This is a genomic window from Sphingomonas tabacisoli, from assembly GCF_042678385.1.
Lineage (GTDB): Bacteria > Pseudomonadota > Alphaproteobacteria > Sphingomonadales > Sphingomonadaceae > Sphingomonas_B > Sphingomonas_B tabacisoli.
This window is the reverse complement of record NZ_JBHUDY010000001.1, coordinates 936160-951771: the sequence shown is the minus strand read 5'-3', so window position 1 is coordinate 951771 and position 15612 is coordinate 936160. Positions and strand designations below refer to the sequence as shown.

12 protein-coding genes and 1 pseudogene are annotated in these 15612 nt (G+C 68.5%); 9 read left to right on the top strand and 4 right to left on the bottom strand.

Annotation, left to right across the window (positions count from 1 at the left end):
* The first annotated feature begins 7 nt into the window (after positions 1-7).
* From ACFSCW_RS05190 to ACFSCW_RS05175, 4 genes are read left to right on the top strand one after another with little or no spacing between them, the layout of a single operon-like run.
* Positions 8-409 carry a DUF2147 domain-containing protein gene (locus ACFSCW_RS05190; RefSeq protein WP_380887581.1) on the top strand — a complete coding sequence of 134 codons (402 nt, stop codon included), beginning with the start codon at positions 8-10 and terminating at the stop codon, positions 407-409.
* A gap of 57 nt (positions 410-466) precedes the next feature.
* Positions 467-1765 carry an amidohydrolase family protein gene (locus tag ACFSCW_RS05185; protein ID WP_380887579.1) on the top strand — a complete coding sequence of 433 codons (1299 nt, stop codon included), beginning with the start codon at positions 467-469 and terminating at the stop codon, positions 1763-1765.
* A complete protein-coding gene (locus ACFSCW_RS05180; protein WP_380887577.1) occupies positions 1762-2880 on the top strand; it encodes a dipeptidase in 1119 nt (372 codons plus the stop codon). Before ACFSCW_RS05185 ends, ACFSCW_RS05180 begins: the two co-directional genes overlap by 4 nt.
* Complete coding sequence (locus ACFSCW_RS05175; RefSeq protein WP_380887575.1) at positions 2877-3803, top strand: ornithine cyclodeaminase family protein; 927 nt, start codon at positions 2877-2879, stop codon at positions 3801-3803. The genes ACFSCW_RS05180 and ACFSCW_RS05175 overlap by 4 nt, the downstream gene beginning before the upstream one ends.
* Here ACFSCW_RS05175 and ACFSCW_RS05170 read toward each other — a convergent pair.
* From ACFSCW_RS05170 to ACFSCW_RS05160, 3 genes are all read right to left on the bottom strand, one after another.
* The gene (locus ACFSCW_RS05170; RefSeq protein WP_380887573.1) at positions 3782-5437 is read right to left on the bottom strand and encodes a M28 family metallopeptidase; all 1656 of its coding nucleotides are present in this window, start codon (positions 5435-5437) and stop codon (positions 3782-3784) included. The two genes, ACFSCW_RS05175 and ACFSCW_RS05170, sit on opposite strands and share 22 nt — an antisense overlap.
* Positions 5438-5498: 61 nt before the next feature.
* Complete coding sequence (locus ACFSCW_RS05165) at positions 5499-6188, bottom strand: UTRA domain-containing protein (RefSeq protein ID WP_380887571.1); 690 nt, start codon at positions 6186-6188, stop codon at positions 5499-5501.
* Positions 6185-7534, bottom strand: coding sequence for a formimidoylglutamate deiminase (locus ACFSCW_RS05160; protein WP_380887569.1), 1350 nt, complete (start codon positions 7532-7534; stop codon positions 6185-6187). The genes ACFSCW_RS05165 and ACFSCW_RS05160 overlap by 4 nt, the downstream gene beginning before the upstream one ends.
* A gap of 61 nt (positions 7535-7595) precedes the next feature.
* Here ACFSCW_RS05160 and hutI point away from each other — a divergent pair, with 61 nt between their 5' ends.
* Genes hutI through hutU form a run of 4 tightly spaced genes read left to right on the top strand, consistent with a single transcriptional unit; the run spans position 7596 to position 12737 of the window.
* On the top strand, positions 7596-8783 hold the full coding sequence (hutI, locus tag ACFSCW_RS05155; RefSeq protein ID WP_380887567.1) for an imidazolonepropionase: 1188 nt from the start codon (positions 7596-7598) through the stop codon (positions 8781-8783).
* Positions 8774-10294, top strand: coding sequence for a histidine ammonia-lyase (hutH, locus tag ACFSCW_RS05150; RefSeq protein WP_380887565.1), 1521 nt, complete (start codon positions 8774-8776; stop codon positions 10292-10294). The genes hutI and hutH overlap by 10 nt, the downstream gene beginning before the upstream one ends.
* On the top strand, positions 10291-11088 hold the full coding sequence (gene hutG / locus ACFSCW_RS05145; RefSeq protein WP_380887563.1) for an N-formylglutamate deformylase: 798 nt from the start codon (positions 10291-10293) through the stop codon (positions 11086-11088). Before hutH ends, hutG begins: the two co-directional genes overlap by 4 nt.
* Positions 11085-12737 (top strand): urocanate hydratase, encoded by a 1653-nt coding sequence (gene hutU, locus ACFSCW_RS05140; RefSeq protein WP_380887561.1) that lies wholly within the window; start codon positions 11085-11087, stop codon positions 12735-12737. The genes hutG and hutU overlap by 4 nt, the downstream gene beginning before the upstream one ends.
* Before the next feature lie 19 nt (positions 12738-12756).
* Here hutU and ACFSCW_RS05135 read toward each other — a convergent pair whose 3' ends face one another.
* The gene (locus tag ACFSCW_RS05135) at positions 12757-13770 is read right to left on the bottom strand and encodes a beta-propeller fold lactonase family protein (RefSeq protein WP_380887559.1); all 1014 of its coding nucleotides are present in this window, start codon (positions 13768-13770) and stop codon (positions 12757-12759) included.
* Between the two features lie 99 nt (positions 13771-13869).
* On the opposite strand from ACFSCW_RS05135, the pseudogene dld reads away from it, so the two are divergent.
* Positions 13870-15555 (top strand): annotated as a pseudogene (gene dld / locus ACFSCW_RS05130) (D-lactate dehydrogenase); the annotation flags it as partial.
* Positions 15556-15612 lie beyond the last annotated feature (57 nt).

The window sequence follows — 15612 nt, the reverse complement described above, 5'->3', positions numbered from 1 at the left end:
TTGCGCCATGCTTGGTCTCGCTCTTGCCATTGCCGCCGCGGCTCACCCGGCTCCCCGCCCCGCCGATCCGGTGCTCGGCACTTGGATGAACCGCAAGGAGACCGTGACGATTGCGATCAGCCGCTGCGGGCCGGCGCTGTGCGGCCGCGTCGTCTGGGCGGCGCCGTCCGCAATCGAGGCGGCAGCCGAAGGCGGCACGCCGCGCTTGGTGGGCACGATGCTGATGCGCGACTTCCGGCCGGCCGGCCGCAACGTCTGGAACGGCGAGGTGTTCGTGCCCGACCTCGGCCAGACCGCGCAGGCGGAAATGGCGCTGGTCGGGCCGGGGCAGATCGAGATCAACGGCTGTCAGTTCGGGGGGATGCTGTGCAAGCGCCAGCTCTGGCACAAGACCTCTGCGCCGCGCTGAGAGGCTGACCTCCCACGGCGATATTGACGAGGAACCGGCGCTCTCTACTCAGGCGCGGTGCGTTTCCGTCTCCTACTCCTTATCGCCGCGCTGCTTGCCGCGCCTGCCTCCGCGGCTCCCGATCCTTCGGTCCTCTATAGCGACGCCACGGTTATCGACGGGACCGGCGCGCGGGCCGGGCCGCACGTCGATATCCTGGTGGCGGGCGAGCGGATTGCGCAGGTCGGGCCGCACGGCACGATCGCGGCCGCCGGCGCGCGCATCGTGGACCTGCAGGGCCGCTACGTCATTCCGGGCCTGATCGACAGCCACGTCCATCTCGCCACCCCGCCCGACCGGAAGGAAGCCGAGGCAGTGCTTCGCCGGAACCTCTATGGCGGCGTGACGGCCGTGCGCGACATGGCGGATGACCTGCGCGCGGTCGCGGAGCTCGCCCGCGAAGCCGAACAGGGCGAGATCGCGGCGCCCGACATCGTCTTTGCGGCCCTGATGGCGGGGCGTCCTTTCTTCGCAGACCCACGCGTGGCTGCGGCCAGCCGCGGGTGGAAGCCGGGCACCGCGCCCTGGATGCAGGCGATTGACGGCAAGACCGACCTCAGGCTCGCCGTCGCCCGGGCGAAAGGCACCGGTGCGGCCGCGATCAAGATCTATGCCGATCTGCCGCCGAACCTCGTCGCCGCCATCACCGCCGAAGCGCACCGCCAAGGCATGCTGGTCTGGGCCCATTCGGCGGTGTTCCCGACGCGCCCGGCAGACGTGATCGCCGCGGGGCCCGACGCGATCAGCCATGTCTGCTACCTCGCCTATCAGGTCGAGCCGGTGATGCTCGCGGCTTATGAAGACCACACGCCGGTTTATGAGGAACGGCTGGCGGCCAAAGGCGACGATCCGGTCATGGCCAAGCTGTTCGCCGAGATGAAACGGCGCGGCATCGTTCTGGACGCAACCGGCTCGCTGTTCATGAAGGCCGATCCGGCGCATCCCAAGCGCTGCACCGGCCCCACCACGGCGCGGCTTACCGCCCAGGCCTATCGCGCCGGCGTGACAATCTCCGCCGGCACCGACAGCGATGTCCCTCCGGGCACACCCTGGCCGCCGCTGCACGACGAGATATTCTTCCTCGTTCACAATGCCGGAGTGCCGCCTCTTCAAGCGATCAAGGCCGCAACCATCGACGGCGCCAAAGCAATGGGCCGCGATCGCGACCTCGGCTCGATCGAGCCTGGCAAACTCGCCGATTTCGTGGTCCTCTCGAAAGACCCGCTCGCCGAGATCGAGAACCTGCGTAGCGTCGAACTAACCGTGAAGCGCGGGCGGGACTATCCGCACAGCGACTACCGAGTGGAGCGGCAATGATGCACGACCGCCGCAGCTTCCTCGCCCTCGCGGCAGCGACAGCAGCTTCACCGGCCATCCCCGCCGCTATCGCGCCCGATCCGCTGAAGGACCGCATCGTCGTAAATGCGCTCGGCGGCCTCGGCGATCCGAACATCGATGGGGAGCAGGACGATCCGTTCACGCCCCGCGTTCTGGCCGAAGCGCATGCGTCGGGGCTGACTGCCGTCAACTGCACGCTTGGTTATGTCTCAGGGCCCGAGGACCCCTTCGAGAAAAGCGTGCGCGATGTCGCTGAGACCGATGCGCTGCTCCGCCGCCATTCGCGTGACCTGCTCAAGGTGTGGACTGCCGCCGATATTCGCCGAGCGCAGGCCGAGCGGAAGATCGGCATCGTCTACGGGTTTCAGAACGGCGCGATGATGGGCAAGGACGCGAGCCGGGTCGATATCTTCGCCGATCTGGGCGTGCGGGTGTTTCAGCTCACCTACAACCCGGCGAACCAGCTTGGCGGCGGATCGATGGCGCCGGGCAATCCCGGCCTGACGGAGTTCGGGCGCGAAGTGGTGGCGCGGTTGAACGCAAAGCGGGTGATGGTCGACCTGTCGCACAGCGGGCAGCAGACTTGCCTCGAGGCCGCGCGGGCTTCCAAGGCGCCGATCTCGATCAATCACACCGGCTGCCGGGCGGTGACCGATTTGCCGCGCAACAAGACCGACGAGGAGCTGCGGCTGGTCGCCTCGCGGGGCGGGTTTGTGGGCATCTATTTCATGCCGTTCCTCGACCCGCATGGCTATGCCCATGCGAGCGATGTGGCGGCCCATATTGACCACGCCGTGGAAATATGCGGCGAGGATCATGTCGGTATCGGAACGGATGGAACCGTGAGCCAGATCGACGATCTGAAGAAATACTCCTCGGTGCTCGCAGCCGAGATCGCGAAGCGGCGCGCGGCGGGCATTTCGGCATCGGGCGAGGGACCCGATACCTATCCGTTCGTCGTCGACCTGCGCGGGCCGGAGCAGTTCAGGAAGCTCGCGCGGCTGCTCGGCGAGCGCGGTTATAAGCCGCGGCAGATCGACAAGATCCTGGGCCAGAACTTCCTGCGCTTTGCCACCGACGTGTGGGGCGCATGATCCTGATCGACGCCCAAGAGGTGCGCCGGCACCTCGATCATCGCACCTGCATCGGCCTGATGCGCGAGGCCATGACAGCGCTGTCCCAAGGACGATCGAAGCAATTGCTGCGCAGCATCCTCGATCTGGAGGACGGCAATGCATTCGGCGTGATGCCGGGGGCGCTGGATGGCTCGGGGTTCGGTGCGAAGCTGGTCAGCGTCTTTCCCGGGCAGCCGCGATCGCACCAAGGCGTGATCGTGCTGTTCGACGAGGCAAGCGGCGCGCCGGCGGCCGTGATCGAAGCCGGCGAGGTCACCGCGATCCGGACGGCATGCGCGTCGGCTGCCGCGACCGACGCGCTTGCCTTGCCTGGGGCCGACACGCTCGCGATCCTGGGCACTGGCGAGCAGGCCTGGCAGCATGCGGCGGCCATTCGCCACGTTCGCGCGATCAAGGCGGTCCGCCTGTGGGGACGATCACGTGCCAAGGCTGAAATCCTGGCGCGGCGGATCAGCGATGAGCTCGGTTTACCGGCTGAAGCGTTCGACACTCCCGCAGAAGCGGTCGCCGGCGCGGCGATCGTCTGCGCGACCACGGCTGCCAGCGAGCCGATCCTGACTTCGGCCGATGTTGCGGACGGGACGCATATCAACCTGGTCGGGTCAAGCCGGGCCGGGCCTGTCGAGATCGACAATGCGCTGGTCGCCCGCGCACGGTTCGTCCCCGATCACCGCGCGGGCGTGCTCGCCCAGGGCGCGGAGTTTCTGCGCGCCCGCGAGGCCGGCCTGGTCGACGACAGCCATGTCCTGCCCGAGATCGGCGCGGTGTTCGCGGGCGACGCGCCTGGTCGGCTGAGCGCGCGGGACGTCACGATCTACAAGTCGCTGGGGTCGATCGTGCAGGACCTCGCCTGCGCCCGCTATCTCGTCGACGCGCGCTGAGCCGCCGAACGCTCGCGGATCGCCCGGAATTCGGAGCTCGGCCGCCATTCCGGCCAGCGGTTGGAGAAGGCAAGATCGCGACCGATGCGATATAGCAGCTCGACGTCCTGCGCGGCCCCGCTGAAGTTCAGCGCCGGCGACCAAGTATCGCAGGTCTGGTGATAGCAGGCCATGTAGCTCTCGAGCCATTTCTGCCCGGCCGCCGTGCCGCCTTCGACGAGATTGTGCGGGCCGGCGATCCCCATCAGCAACAGGGTCGGGACGCCCCGCCGGGCGACGGAGAAATGATCGGCACGGTAGAACAGGCCGCGTTCCGGCAGCGTTTCCGGTGTGATGGTGCGGCCCTGCGCCTGGGCGGCGCGGGCGAGATCGTCCTCCAGCGAGCTCTGCCCCGGCCCGACCAGGACCACGTCGCGGGCGAGGCCGCCGGTCTGAAGGATGTCCATCGTCAGGTTCGCCACGGTCTTTTCGAGCGGGAAGATCGGGTGGACGGCGTAGGTTTCCGATCCGAGCAGGCCGCGCTCCTCGCCCGTCCAGGCAGCGAACACGACGGTGCGGTTCGGCTTCGGCCCGGCGGCGAAGGTCCGCGCAATCTCGACGAGGCCGGCAACGCCGATCGCGTCGTCGGCGGCGCCCGGGCGGATCGTCCGTCCCTGCGCGTCGGGCGTGCCGATTCCGTAAGCGTCCCAATGGGCGCCATACATGACCGCCTCGTCAGGCCGCTTCGCGCCGCGAATCTGGCCCAGCACATTGTAGCTCTGCACCCTCTCGGCGGTGACCGGAACGTCGGCCGAGAAGGTCGCGCCGGCGAGCGTCACCGGGCGGAACGATGGGCTGCGCGCCTCCACGCGGAGCTTGTCCAGGTCGAGCCCGGCGCGGCGGAACAGGTCGCGCGACGCCTCCCCTTCAAGCCAGCCCTGCAGCATCACCGGCTGCGCGCCGCCGGTGCGGACGATGTCGTAATTTTCGCCGCCCGGCGCGACGACAGTGTTCCAGCCATAGCCGGCGCCCGGCGTGTCGTGGACGATCAGCGCGGCGATCGCGCCGCGACGCGCTGCCTCCTCGAATTTGTAGGTCCAGCGGCCATAATAGGTCATCGCCTTGCCGCCGAACTTGCCGAAGGAAGGCTCGCCCGCCTTCGCCTCGAAATCGGGATCGTTGACGAGGAACACCGCGACCTTGCCCTTCAGGTCGACGCCCTTGAAGTCGTCCCAGCTTCGCTCGGGCGCGGCAACGCCATAGCCGACGAACACCATCGGCGCGCCGGCGATCGACACGCGGTCGATCGGGCGGACGGTGCTCACATAAATCTGCTGCTTCTGGACGAGCGGCACCGTCGCGCCGCGCAAGGCGACAGACATCGTTCCCGCGCCGAGGCGCGTGTGGACGAGCGGCACGCGCTGCGTCCAGCCGCCGTCGTCCCCGGCGGGCGACAGGCCGGCTTCCTTGAAACGGCTGACGATATATTCGATCGTCCTGGTTTCGCCGGGCGTCCCCGGTGCGCGGCCCTCGAACGGTTCGGAGGCGAGCGTCCGCGTCGTGTCGGACAGCTTTGCGGGATCGATCGGATTGCGGTCGGCCGCCGCAACCGCGGTCGAGGCAAGGAGCAGGCCGGCCGCCCAGATCAATCTCATTTCCGCTTCTCCCTAGTTGCGACGCCTGAACGTGTGGCGACCCGGCAAGTGCCGGCTGTGCTCAGTTGACATGGGCGGACGGCTTGAACTCGGCGACCAGATCGAAGCGATCGCCGGGGAAGAGCTGGCGGGACGAGGTGATCAGCTCGCCGGCGCGCCAGGTCGTCCGGCTGAGCTCGAGGCAGGCAGAGCCGGACGGCAGGTCCAGTGGGTCGGCGTCGTGGCGGTCGGCGGGGATCGCGCGGATACGGTGGCGGGCCGAGGTCCAGGGGATGTGGCGGAGGAGCCATGTTCCGGGAGCGATTTGCGCGAAATCTTCGTGCTCGGCTTCGGGAACCGAGAGCAGCGAGATCGCGCGGCGCTCCAACGCGAAGGGATGGCCGCCTTCGAAATGGATGCCTTCGACCCAGAGGAAGGGCTGCGGGAAGTCGCTGTCCGTCGCGCGGCCGGGGCGGGAGACGGTCTTTTCCCAGCGATAGGTTTCGCCCCGCGCCTCGATCAGCTGCGCGAGGTCGGGGATTTCCAGGACGGCGGAATGGACCTGCGGCTGGGCGACGAAGGAGCCGGCCTTGCGGCGACGCTCGATCAGTCCGGCCTTGGCGAGCGCGCCGAGCGCCTTGCTGACCGTCGCGCGCGAGCAGCCGTAGCGCGCGACCAGCTCATGCTCGAACGGCACGCGGTCGCCGGGGCGCCATTCGCCCGACTGGATGCGCGACGCGATCTCCGTGCGGATGCGCTGCTCGATGGTCACGCGAGCAGCTTCTCCAGCGTTCGGCGGTAGCGGGACGCGACCGCTTGGGCGGCGACGTGGCGACCGTTCGACACGCACCGGACGCCGCCGCGCCAGACGGCATCGACCGCGCTTCGTCCGGCCGCGAATATCCAGCGGTCGAGCAGGGTTGCGTCGTCGGCGCCGGCAAAGGCTGTGTGCGTCAGGTCGAGCGCGACCAGGTCGGCGGGCGCGCCGACGGCCAGCCCCGTCTCAACGCCGAGCGCTTGTGCGCCGCCGGCGAGCGCGGCGTCGAACAGGCGTTGGCCGACCGATGGGGTTTTGTCATCCGCCAGCAGGGCGCGGCGGCGCTGGGCGAGGCGCTGCGAATATTCGAGCGCGCGGAGTTCGGACGCGGCGTCGATCAGGATGTTCGAGTCCGTGCCCGTCGCGAACCGGCCGCCTGCTTCCAGATAGGCGATTGCCGGGAACGTGCCGTCGCCGAGATTGGCTTCGGTTACCGGGCAGAGGCCGGCCACGGCACCGCTGGCGGCGAGGCGCTGGCATTCGCGTTCGTCGAGATGGGTGGAATGGACCAGGCACCAGCGCGCGTCGACTTGCGCATTGTCCAGCAGCCATTCGACCGGGCGGGCGCCGCTCCAGGCGAGGCAGGCTTCGACTTCCTTGACCTGCTCGGCGGCGTGGATGTGGATCGGGCCGCCATCGGCGAGCGGCAGGATTGTGCGCAGTTCGTCGGGCGTGACGGCCCGCAGCGAATGGGGTGCGATGCCGAGGTTCGCGTCGGCGGGCAGTTTGGCGCGGCTCGCCTCGACCAGGCGCGCAAAGCCGTCGAGATCGTAGACGAAGCGCTTCTGCCCCGGTGCGGGCGGAGCACCGCCGAAATCGGCATGAGCGTAGAAGACGGGCAGCAGCGTCAGGCCGATGCCGGCCGTCTCCGCCGCCGCGACGATCGCGCCCGCGGTTTCGGCCGGGTCGGCATAGCAGCCGCCGTCGATGTCGTTGTGCAGGTAATGGAACTCGCCGACGCGGGTGTAGCCGGATTCGAGCATCTCGACATAGGCCTGGGCGGTGATCGCCTCGATACCCTCGGGCGTGAGCTGGCCGAGGAAGCGGTACATGACTTCGCGCCAGCTCCAGAAATCGTCGTCCGGCCGGCTGCGCCGCTCCGACAGGCCGGCCATGCCGCGCTGGAAGCCGTGGCTGTGGACGTTGCACAGGCCGGGGATAGCGGCGGCGTGGCGGGAGTCCTCTGGTTGCGGCGCGAGGCCCATCTCTACCGACGCAATCCGGCCGCCTTCGATGCCGATCCTGACCTGGCGCGCCCAGCCCTGCGGCAGCAACACATGCTCGAACCAAAGATGCTGCATCGGCCGTTCTCCCGAATATTATGTCTAGACATAATCGCGGGCGTCGGCAAGGATGCGAGGCATGGATCGGCTTTGGACCAATGCCCGTCTGGCAACGATGGCCGGCGACGGATTGGGCGTCGTCGAGGACGGCGCGATTGGCGCGCAGGACGGGCGGATCGCTTATGTCGGCCCGCATAGCGGTGCGCCTGATGCGGCCGAGGCTATCGATTGCGGCGGGCGCTGGATCACGCCGGGGCTGATCGATTGCCACACCCACTTGGTCCATGCCGGCGACCGTGCGGGCGAATGGGCGATGCGGCTGGAAGGCGCGAGCTACGAGGACATTGCGCGGGCCGGCGGCGGCATTCTTTCGACGATGCGGGCGACGCGCGCTGCCGACGAGGCCGAATTGGTCGCGACCGCCCTGCCCCGGCTCGACGCGCTGCTCGCCGAGGGCGTGACCACGGTCGAGATCAAGTCGGGCTATGGCCTGACGGTTGCCGACGAGCTGAAGATGCTGCGCGCGGCGCGGTCGCTGGCGGAGGTGCGCGATGTGCGCGTCTCGCCGACCCTGCTCGGCGCGCATGCGGTGCCGCCGGAATATGCGGGCGATGCCGACGGCTATGTCGATCTGGTGTGCCGGGAGATGATCCCGGCGGCTGTCGGATTGGCGGATGCGGTCGATGGGTTTTGCGAGGGCATCGGATTTACTCCGGAGCAGACGGAGCGGGTGCTGGCGGTGGCGGTGACGCACGGTTTTCGCGTGAAGCTCCATGCCGAGCAGCTCTCCGCGCTGCACGGATCGAGCCTTGCCGCGCGGCACGGGGCGCTGTCGGCCGATCATCTCGAGCATGCCGACGAAAGCGATGTGCGCGCGATGGCTGAGGCGGGCACGGTCGCGGTGCTGCTGCCGGGCGCTTTCTATTTCATGCGCGAGACGCAGCGGCCGCCGGTCGAGCTGTTCCGCGCGCATGGCGTGCCGATGGCGATCGCGACCGACTGCAATCCGGGCACGTCGCCAACCACCTCGCTGCTGCTGATGCTGAACATGGCGGCGACCTTGTTCCGGCTGACGGCAACCGAGGCGTTGCGCGGGGTGACGGCGAATGCCGCCCGGGCGCTCGGCCTTGGCGGCGAGATCGGGACGCTGGAGGCGGGCAAGGCCTGCGACCTTGCGGTCTGGGACATCTCCGACCCTGCCGAGCTGGCCTACCGCGTCGGCTTCAATCCCTTGCACATGCGCGTGAAGGACGGCCGATGCTGCTGACCCCCGGCGCCGTCGCCTATGCCGACTGGCGCGCAATCTATCAGGGCGCGAGCCCGAGCCTCGATCCCGCCTGCCGCCCCGCGATTGCCGAGAGCTTCGCCGCTGTGGGCCGCATCCTCGGCGCGGGCGAGCCGGTCTATGGCATCAACACCGGCTTCGGGAAGCTGGCGAGCGTCCGCATCGAGGCGTGCGACTTGGCGACGCTCCAGCGCAACATCGTGCTGAGCCATGCGGCGGGCGTCGGCGAGCCGATGCCGGTCCCGGTCGCGCGACTGATGATGACGCTGAAGCTGGCGAGCCTTGCGCGCGGCGCCTCGGGCGTGGCGCCGGCGACGGTCGAGCTGCTGGAGGCGATGCTGGCGCGGGGGCTGGTGCCGGTGGTGCCGGGCAAAGGCTCGGTCGGCGCGTCGGGCGATCTGGCGCCGCTCGCGCACATGACCGCGGCAATGATCGGCGTCGGCGAGATGTTCGTCGAGGGCGCGCGGGTGCCGGCGGCGAAAGCGCTGGCCGATGCCGGGTTTTCGCCGCTGGAGCTTGGGCCCAAGGAAGGGCTGGCGCTGCTGAACGGCACGCAATTTTCGTGCGCCTATGCGCTGGCCGGGCTGTTCGAGGCGGAGCGGCTGTACCGGGTCGCGCTGCTCACGGGCATCCTTTCGACCGAGGCTGCGAAGGGCTCGGATGCGCCGTTCGATCCGCGCATTCATGCACTACGCGGCCACAAGGGCCAGATCGAGACGGCTGCGGCGCTGCGGCGGCTGATGGACGGATCGCCGATCCGCGCCTCGCACCGGCTGGGCGACGTGCGCGTGCAGGACCCCTATTGCCTGCGCTGCCAGCCGCAAGTCATGGGCGCGGTGCTCGACCTGCTGCGCCAGGCGGCGGCGACGCTGGTCACCGAAGCCAATGGCGTGTCGGACAATCCGCTGATCTTCGCCGAGACCGACGAAGCGCTGTCCGGCGGCAATTTCCACGCCGAGCCCGTCGCCTTCGCCGCCGACATGATCGCGATGGCGCTGTGCGAGATCGGCAGCCTTTCCGAGCGGCGGATCGCGATGCTGGTCGATCCCGCATTGTCCGGCTTGCCCGCGTTCCTGACGCCCCGCCCCGGCCTCAACTCCGGCTTCATGATCCCGCAGGTCACGGCGGCGGCGCTGGTTTCGGAGAACAAGCAGCGGGCAATGCCGGCGAGCGTCGATTCCATCCCGACCTCCGCCAATCAGGAAGACCATGTGTCGATGGCTGCGCATGGCAGCCGGCGGCTGATCGAGATGGCCGCAAATGTGGATGCGGTGCTCGGCATCGAGCTGCTCGCCGGCGCGCAGGGCTGCGACTTCCACGCGCCGCTGCGTTCGAGCGAAGCGGTCGAGGCCGTGCGCGCGCTGATCCGTGCCCAGGTGCCGACGCTGACCGACGACCGTCACATGGCGCCGGACATGGAAGCGGCGATTGCGCTGGTCCGCGCTCCGGAACTGTTGGATGCGGCGGGGTCGCTGCCGGGGCTGGACGGATGAGCTGGCTGCATGTCGAGCGCAGCGACGCGCCACTGATCCTCGCCTTCCCGCATGGCGGCACCTGGATTCCGGACGAGCTGATCGGGGATTTCCGCTCGCGCTGGTGGGCGATCCGCGATGCCGACTGGCACATTCGCGCGCTCTACGACGGCCTTGCCGACGCGACGCTGATCTGGACCGACGTGTCGCGCAGCGTGATCGACTGCAACCGCGATCCGTCGGGCGCGTCGCTGTATCCCGGACAGGCAACCACCGGCTTGTGCCCGACCGAGACGTTCGACGGCGATCCGCTCTATCGGGAGGGCCGCGGCCCCGACATCGCGACGCGCCGCGATACCTGGTTTGCGCCCTATCACGCAGCAATCGAGGCGGAGATTGCGCGGGTGCGCGCGCTGCATGGCCGCGTGGTGCTCTACGACTGTCATTCGATCCGCAGCACCGTGCCGCGCCTGTTCGACGGCGAACTGCCCGAGCTGAACGTCGGCACCGACAATGGCGCGACCTGCGATCCGGGGCTGAGCGACGCCGTCATGGCGGCATGCGCGGGCCGCAGCCATGTGCTGAACGGCCGCTTCCGCGGCGGCTGGACGACGCGTCATTATGGCCGCCCGCAGGACGGTGTCCATGCGATCCAGATGGAGATCGCGATGCGCGCCTATCTGCCCGAACCCACCGAGGCGCCGAACGAGAGCAATTGGCCGCCCGCTTTCGATCCCGCCTTCGCCGCGCCGCTTCGCGCCGACCTCATCCGCATTCTCGCCGCCGCTCTGGATTTCGCGAAAGGCTCCGCATGACTCGCATCGACAACGCCCGGCATATCGTGGCGCCCACCGGCCCCGACCTCAGCGCCAAAAGCTGGCAGACCGAGGCGGCGATGCGGATGCTGATGAACAATCTCGACGCGCGCGTGGCCGAGAACCCGCAGGAGCTGGTCGTCTATGGCGGCATCGGCCGGGCGGCGCGCGACTGGGAGAGCTTCGACCGCATCGTCGCGGCGCTGAAGCGGCTGGATGACGATCACACCTTGCTGGTCCAGTCCGGCAAGCCGGTCGGCGTGTTCCGGACGCACCGCGACGCGCCGCGTGTGCTGATCGCCAATTCGAACCTGGTCCCCAAATGGGCGACCTGGGACCATTTCCACGAGCTCGATCGCGCCGGGCTGATGATGTACGGCCAGATGACCGCGGGAAGCTGGATCTATATCGGCACCCAGGGGATCGTTCAGGGCACCTACGAAACGTTCGTGGAGGCCGGGCGCCAGCATTATGGCGGCGACCTGTCCGGCCGCTGGATCCTGACCGCGGGACTGGGCGGCATGGGCGGCGCGCAGCCGCTGGCGGCGACAATGGCGGGCGCCTCCTGCCTTGCCGTCGAATGCCAGCCGAGCCGGATCGAGATGCGCCTGCAGACCGGTTATCTCGACCGCCGCGCCGACAGCCTCGAGGAAGCGCTGGAGATCGTCACCAGCGCGAAGGAGCCAGTCTCGGTCGGGCTGCTCGGCAATGCGGCGGATGTCTATCCCGAGCTGTTCCGCCGGGGCGTACGGCCGGACCTGGTGACCGACCAGACCTCCGCGCACGATCCGGTCAACGGCTATCTGCCGCAGGGCTGGACGCTCGATCGCTGGATGGCCGCGCGCGAGAACGACCCCGCCGCGGTCGAGCGCGCCGCGAAATCGTCGATGGCCACGCATGTGCGGGCGATGCTCGATTTCTGGAAAGCGGGCGTTCCGGTCGTCGATTACGGCAACAACATCCGTCAGGTTGCGCTGGACGAAGGCGTTGCGGACGCCTTTTCCTTCCCCGGTTTCGTGCCCGCCTATATCCGGCCGCTGTTCTGCCGCGGCGTCGGGCCGTTCCGCTGGGCGGCGCTGTCCGGCGATCCCGAGGACATCTACAAGACCGACGCCAAGGTGAAGGAACTGATGCCCGACGACGCGCATCTGCACCGCTGGCTCGACATGGCGCGGGAACGGATCAAGTTTCAGGGCTTGCCGGCGCGGATTTGCTGGGTCGGCCTGGGCGACCGGCACCGGCTCGGCCTCGCCTTCAACGAAATGGTTGCGTCGGGCGAGCTGAAAGCGCCGGTGGTGATCGGGCGCGACCATCTCGATTCCGGCTCCGTCGCCAGCCCCAATCGCGAGACCGAAGCGATGCGCGACGGATCGGATGCGGTGTCCGACTGGCCGTTGCTGAACGCGCTGCTCAACACGGCGAGCGGCGCGACCTGGGTGTCGCTGCATCATGGCGGCGGCGTCGGCATGGGCTATTCGCAGCACGCCGGCATGGTGATCGTCGCCGACGGCACGCCCGAAGCGGCAGCGCGGCTGGAACGCGTGCTGTGGAACGACCCTGCGACCGGCGTGATGCGCCACGCCGATGCCGGCTATCCCGAAGCGGTCGCCTGTGCGCGCACGATGGGACTGGATCTGCCGAGCCTGTGATCAGTCCTGGCGCTTCGCCTTAGCGCGCAAAGCCCCAGGGGCTACCCTTCGCGCCGACCTTGCCCAGCAGCTTGCCGGTCGTGCGATCGACGAAGGTGACATCGTCCGAAGGGCCGTTGGCGGTGACCAGCAGGCGCTGATCCTGGGTGAGCGCGACGCCCCAGGGCCGCGCGCCGACGCCCGAGATCGTGCGGACGATTGCGCGCCTAGCCGGATCGACCTCGATCACGCTGCCGGCGCGTCCGGTGGCGACGAACAAATGGCCGTCGGGGCCTTCGACCATGCCCATCGGGCGGATCGACTTGTCGCCTTTGGCGAGATCGAGCAGGCCCAGCAGCTTGCCGTCGACTGAGGAAATGAACGCCAATTGTCCGGCGGTTTCGACGGCGGCGAAGATCGTCGCGCCATCGCGGGAAGCGAGCAGAGTGCGCGGACGGCCGGCGATCGGGATCGTCTTCATCGGCTGGAGCGTGCGCGCGTCCAGCATCGCGACCAGGTTCGAGGCTTCACAGGCGACGAACAGACGAGCGCCGTCGCTGGTGACCGCCACGCCTTCCGGCTCATCGCCGACCCTGGACGTCTGCGTGGCGCGGCCGCCGTCGACGGCCACGGCGGAGACCGAGCCGGTATCCTCGTTCGAGACGAACAGGGTGCGGCCGTCCGGGCTCATCGCGAAGGTTTCGGGGTCGCTGCCCGCTGCAAGCACGCGCTCGACCTTGCCCGACGAAAGATCGACGACGGCGATGCCGTCCGCGCGGTGATCGGCTGGGGGCAATTTGTCCTCATCGACACCCGGGCCGCCGATCGGGGAACCGGAGACCGCCACATAGAGCTTCGCATGATCGGGCGAGAGCATCATCCCGCGCGGCCGCTTCCCGGGCGTGAGGCGCTGAACCACGGTGCGGCTCGCCGGGTCGATCACGGCCACCGCGTCGCCATGCTCCAGCGAGACATAGAGCCGATCGCGCGGCGCGGGCGCCGGCGAGCAGGAGGCAAGCAGCAGGACGGCCAGGGCGGCGGAGCGTTTGATCACGGAAGCGACTCCCGGTGGGTGTGCGGCTCCTATATGCCTCGACCCCGCCGCCTGTATACAGCTCTTGGCGGCCCTCGGGATTTTGCCTAGGGTCGGTGCATGACTTCCCCTGCCGCCGCGCTTGCGGACATGCGATCGATCGTGGGCGACGCGAATGTGCTCACCCAGCCGGAAAGCACCCGCCGGTTTCGCTTCGGCTTCCGTTATGGCGGCGGGCCCGCGCTGGCGGTGGTGCGGCCGGCGAACCTGATCGAGCTGTGGCGGGTCGCCCAGGTCTGCGTCGCGGCGGACATCAGCATCATCATGCAGGCGGCGAATACCGGCCTGACCGGCGGCTCCTCGCCCGACGGCGAGGATTATCCGAACGGCGTTGTCATCATCAACACGATGCGGATCGCCGGGCTGCACCTGATCGACGACGGGCGGCAAGTCGTGTGCCTGCCGGGGACGACGCTCTACCAACTGGAACGGTCGCTGAAGCCGATCGGGCGCGAGCCGCATTCGGTGATCGGCTCTTCCTGCATCGGCGCGTCGGTGCTGGGCGGCGTGTGCAACAATTCGGGCGGCTCGCTGATCCGGCGCGGCCCGTCCTTCACGCGCCTCGCACTCTATGGGAAAGTCGGCGAGGATGGCCGGCTAAGCCTGGTCAATCATCTGGGCATCGAACTGGGGAACGATCCCGAGACGATCCTCGAACGGCTGGAGAAAGGGCGGTTCGACGCGGCCGACATCGTCAGCGACCCTGGCCAATGGGCGTCCGACCGCGCCTATATGGACCATGTTCGCGATGTCGAAGCGGGGTCGCCGGCGCGCTTCAATGCCGATCCGCGCTGCCTGTTCGAAGCATCCGGAAGCGCGGGCAAGCTGATCCTGTTCGCGGTGCGGCTCGACACCTTCGAGGCCGAGAAGGAAACCGCGACTTTCTATATCGGCACCAACGATCCGGCGCGGCTGACGAGCATCCGGCGCGACATATTGGCGCAGTTCCAGTCGCTGCCGATCGCCGGCGAATATATCCATCGCACGGCTTTCGACATCGCCGCCGTCTACGGGAAAGATACGTTCCTCGCGATCCAGATGCTGGGCACCGACCGGCTGCCGGCGCTGTTCGCGATGAAGGCGCGCGCGGATGCGCTGGCGAGCCGGTTGCGGCTGGGCGAGAATTTCAGCGACCGGATGATGCAATGGGGGAGCCGCCTGTTCCCGCGCCACTTGCCGCCGCGGATGCGCGCGTTCCGCGACCGTTTCGAGCATCATCTGATCCTGAAAGTCGGCGCCGAAGGCATCGCCGAGGCGCGCGCCTATTTCGCCGAGCGGCTGCCGGCGGAGGACGGCGATTATTTCGAATGCACGGCCGACGAAGCGGCCAAGGCGTTCCTCCATCGCTTCGCGGTGGCGGGCGCGGCGGTTCGGTATCGCGCAGTGCATCCGGATGAGGTGGAGGACATCGTCGCGCTCGACATCGCCCTGCCCCGCAACACGCGCGACTGGTGCGAAACCCTTCCCACCGATCTCGACGCAGCGATCCTGCACAAGCTCTATTACGGGCATTTCTTCTGCCACGTCTTCCACCAGGATTATGTGCTGGCGAAGGGTCATGAGCCGATCGCGGTCGAGCATCGCATGTGGGAGCTGCTGGACGCGCGCGGGGCCGAATATCCCGCCGAGCACAATGTCGGGCATCTGTATCCCGCGAAGCCCGCGCTGATCGATTTCTACAAGACGATCGACCCGCGCAACCAGCTGAACCCCGGCATTGGGCAGACGACCAAGGCGCGCCATTGGCATGAGGNCGAGCCGGCCCCCGCCTGCGAAGGGGAGCTACGCAGGCGAGGTGGGAGC

What these genes read in the sequence shown, in the direction of transcription:
- ACFSCW_RS05190 (WP_380887581.1), top strand. Translation starts at nt 8, where the DNA reads ATGCTTGGTCTCGCTCTTGCCATTGCCGCCGCGGCTCACCCGGCTCCC.
- ACFSCW_RS05180 (WP_380887577.1), top strand. Translation starts at nt 1,762, where the DNA reads ATGATGCACGACCGCCGCAGCTTCCTCGCCCTCGCGGCAGCGACAGCA.
- ACFSCW_RS05170 (WP_380887573.1), bottom strand. Translation starts at nt 5,437, where the DNA reads ATGAGATTGATCTGGGCGGCCGGCCTGCTCCTTGCCTCGACCGCGGTT.
- hutI (WP_380887567.1), top strand. Translation starts at nt 7,596, where the DNA reads ATGGATCGGCTTTGGACCAATGCCCGTCTGGCAACGATGGCCGGCGAC.
- hutG (WP_380887563.1), top strand. Translation starts at nt 10,291, where the DNA reads ATGAGCTGGCTGCATGTCGAGCGCAGCGACGCGCCACTGATCCTCGCC.
- ACFSCW_RS05160 (WP_380887569.1), bottom strand. Translation starts at nt 7,534, where the DNA reads ATGCAGCATCTTTGGTTCGAGCATGTGTTGCTGCCGCAGGGCTGGGCG.
- ACFSCW_RS05175 (WP_380887575.1), top strand. Translation starts at nt 2,877, where the DNA reads ATGATCCTGATCGACGCCCAAGAGGTGCGCCGGCACCTCGATCATCGC.
- hutU (WP_380887561.1), top strand. Translation starts at nt 11,085, where the DNA reads ATGACTCGCATCGACAACGCCCGGCATATCGTGGCGCCCACCGGCCCC.
- hutH (WP_380887565.1), top strand. Translation starts at nt 8,774, where the DNA reads ATGCTGCTGACCCCCGGCGCCGTCGCCTATGCCGACTGGCGCGCAATC.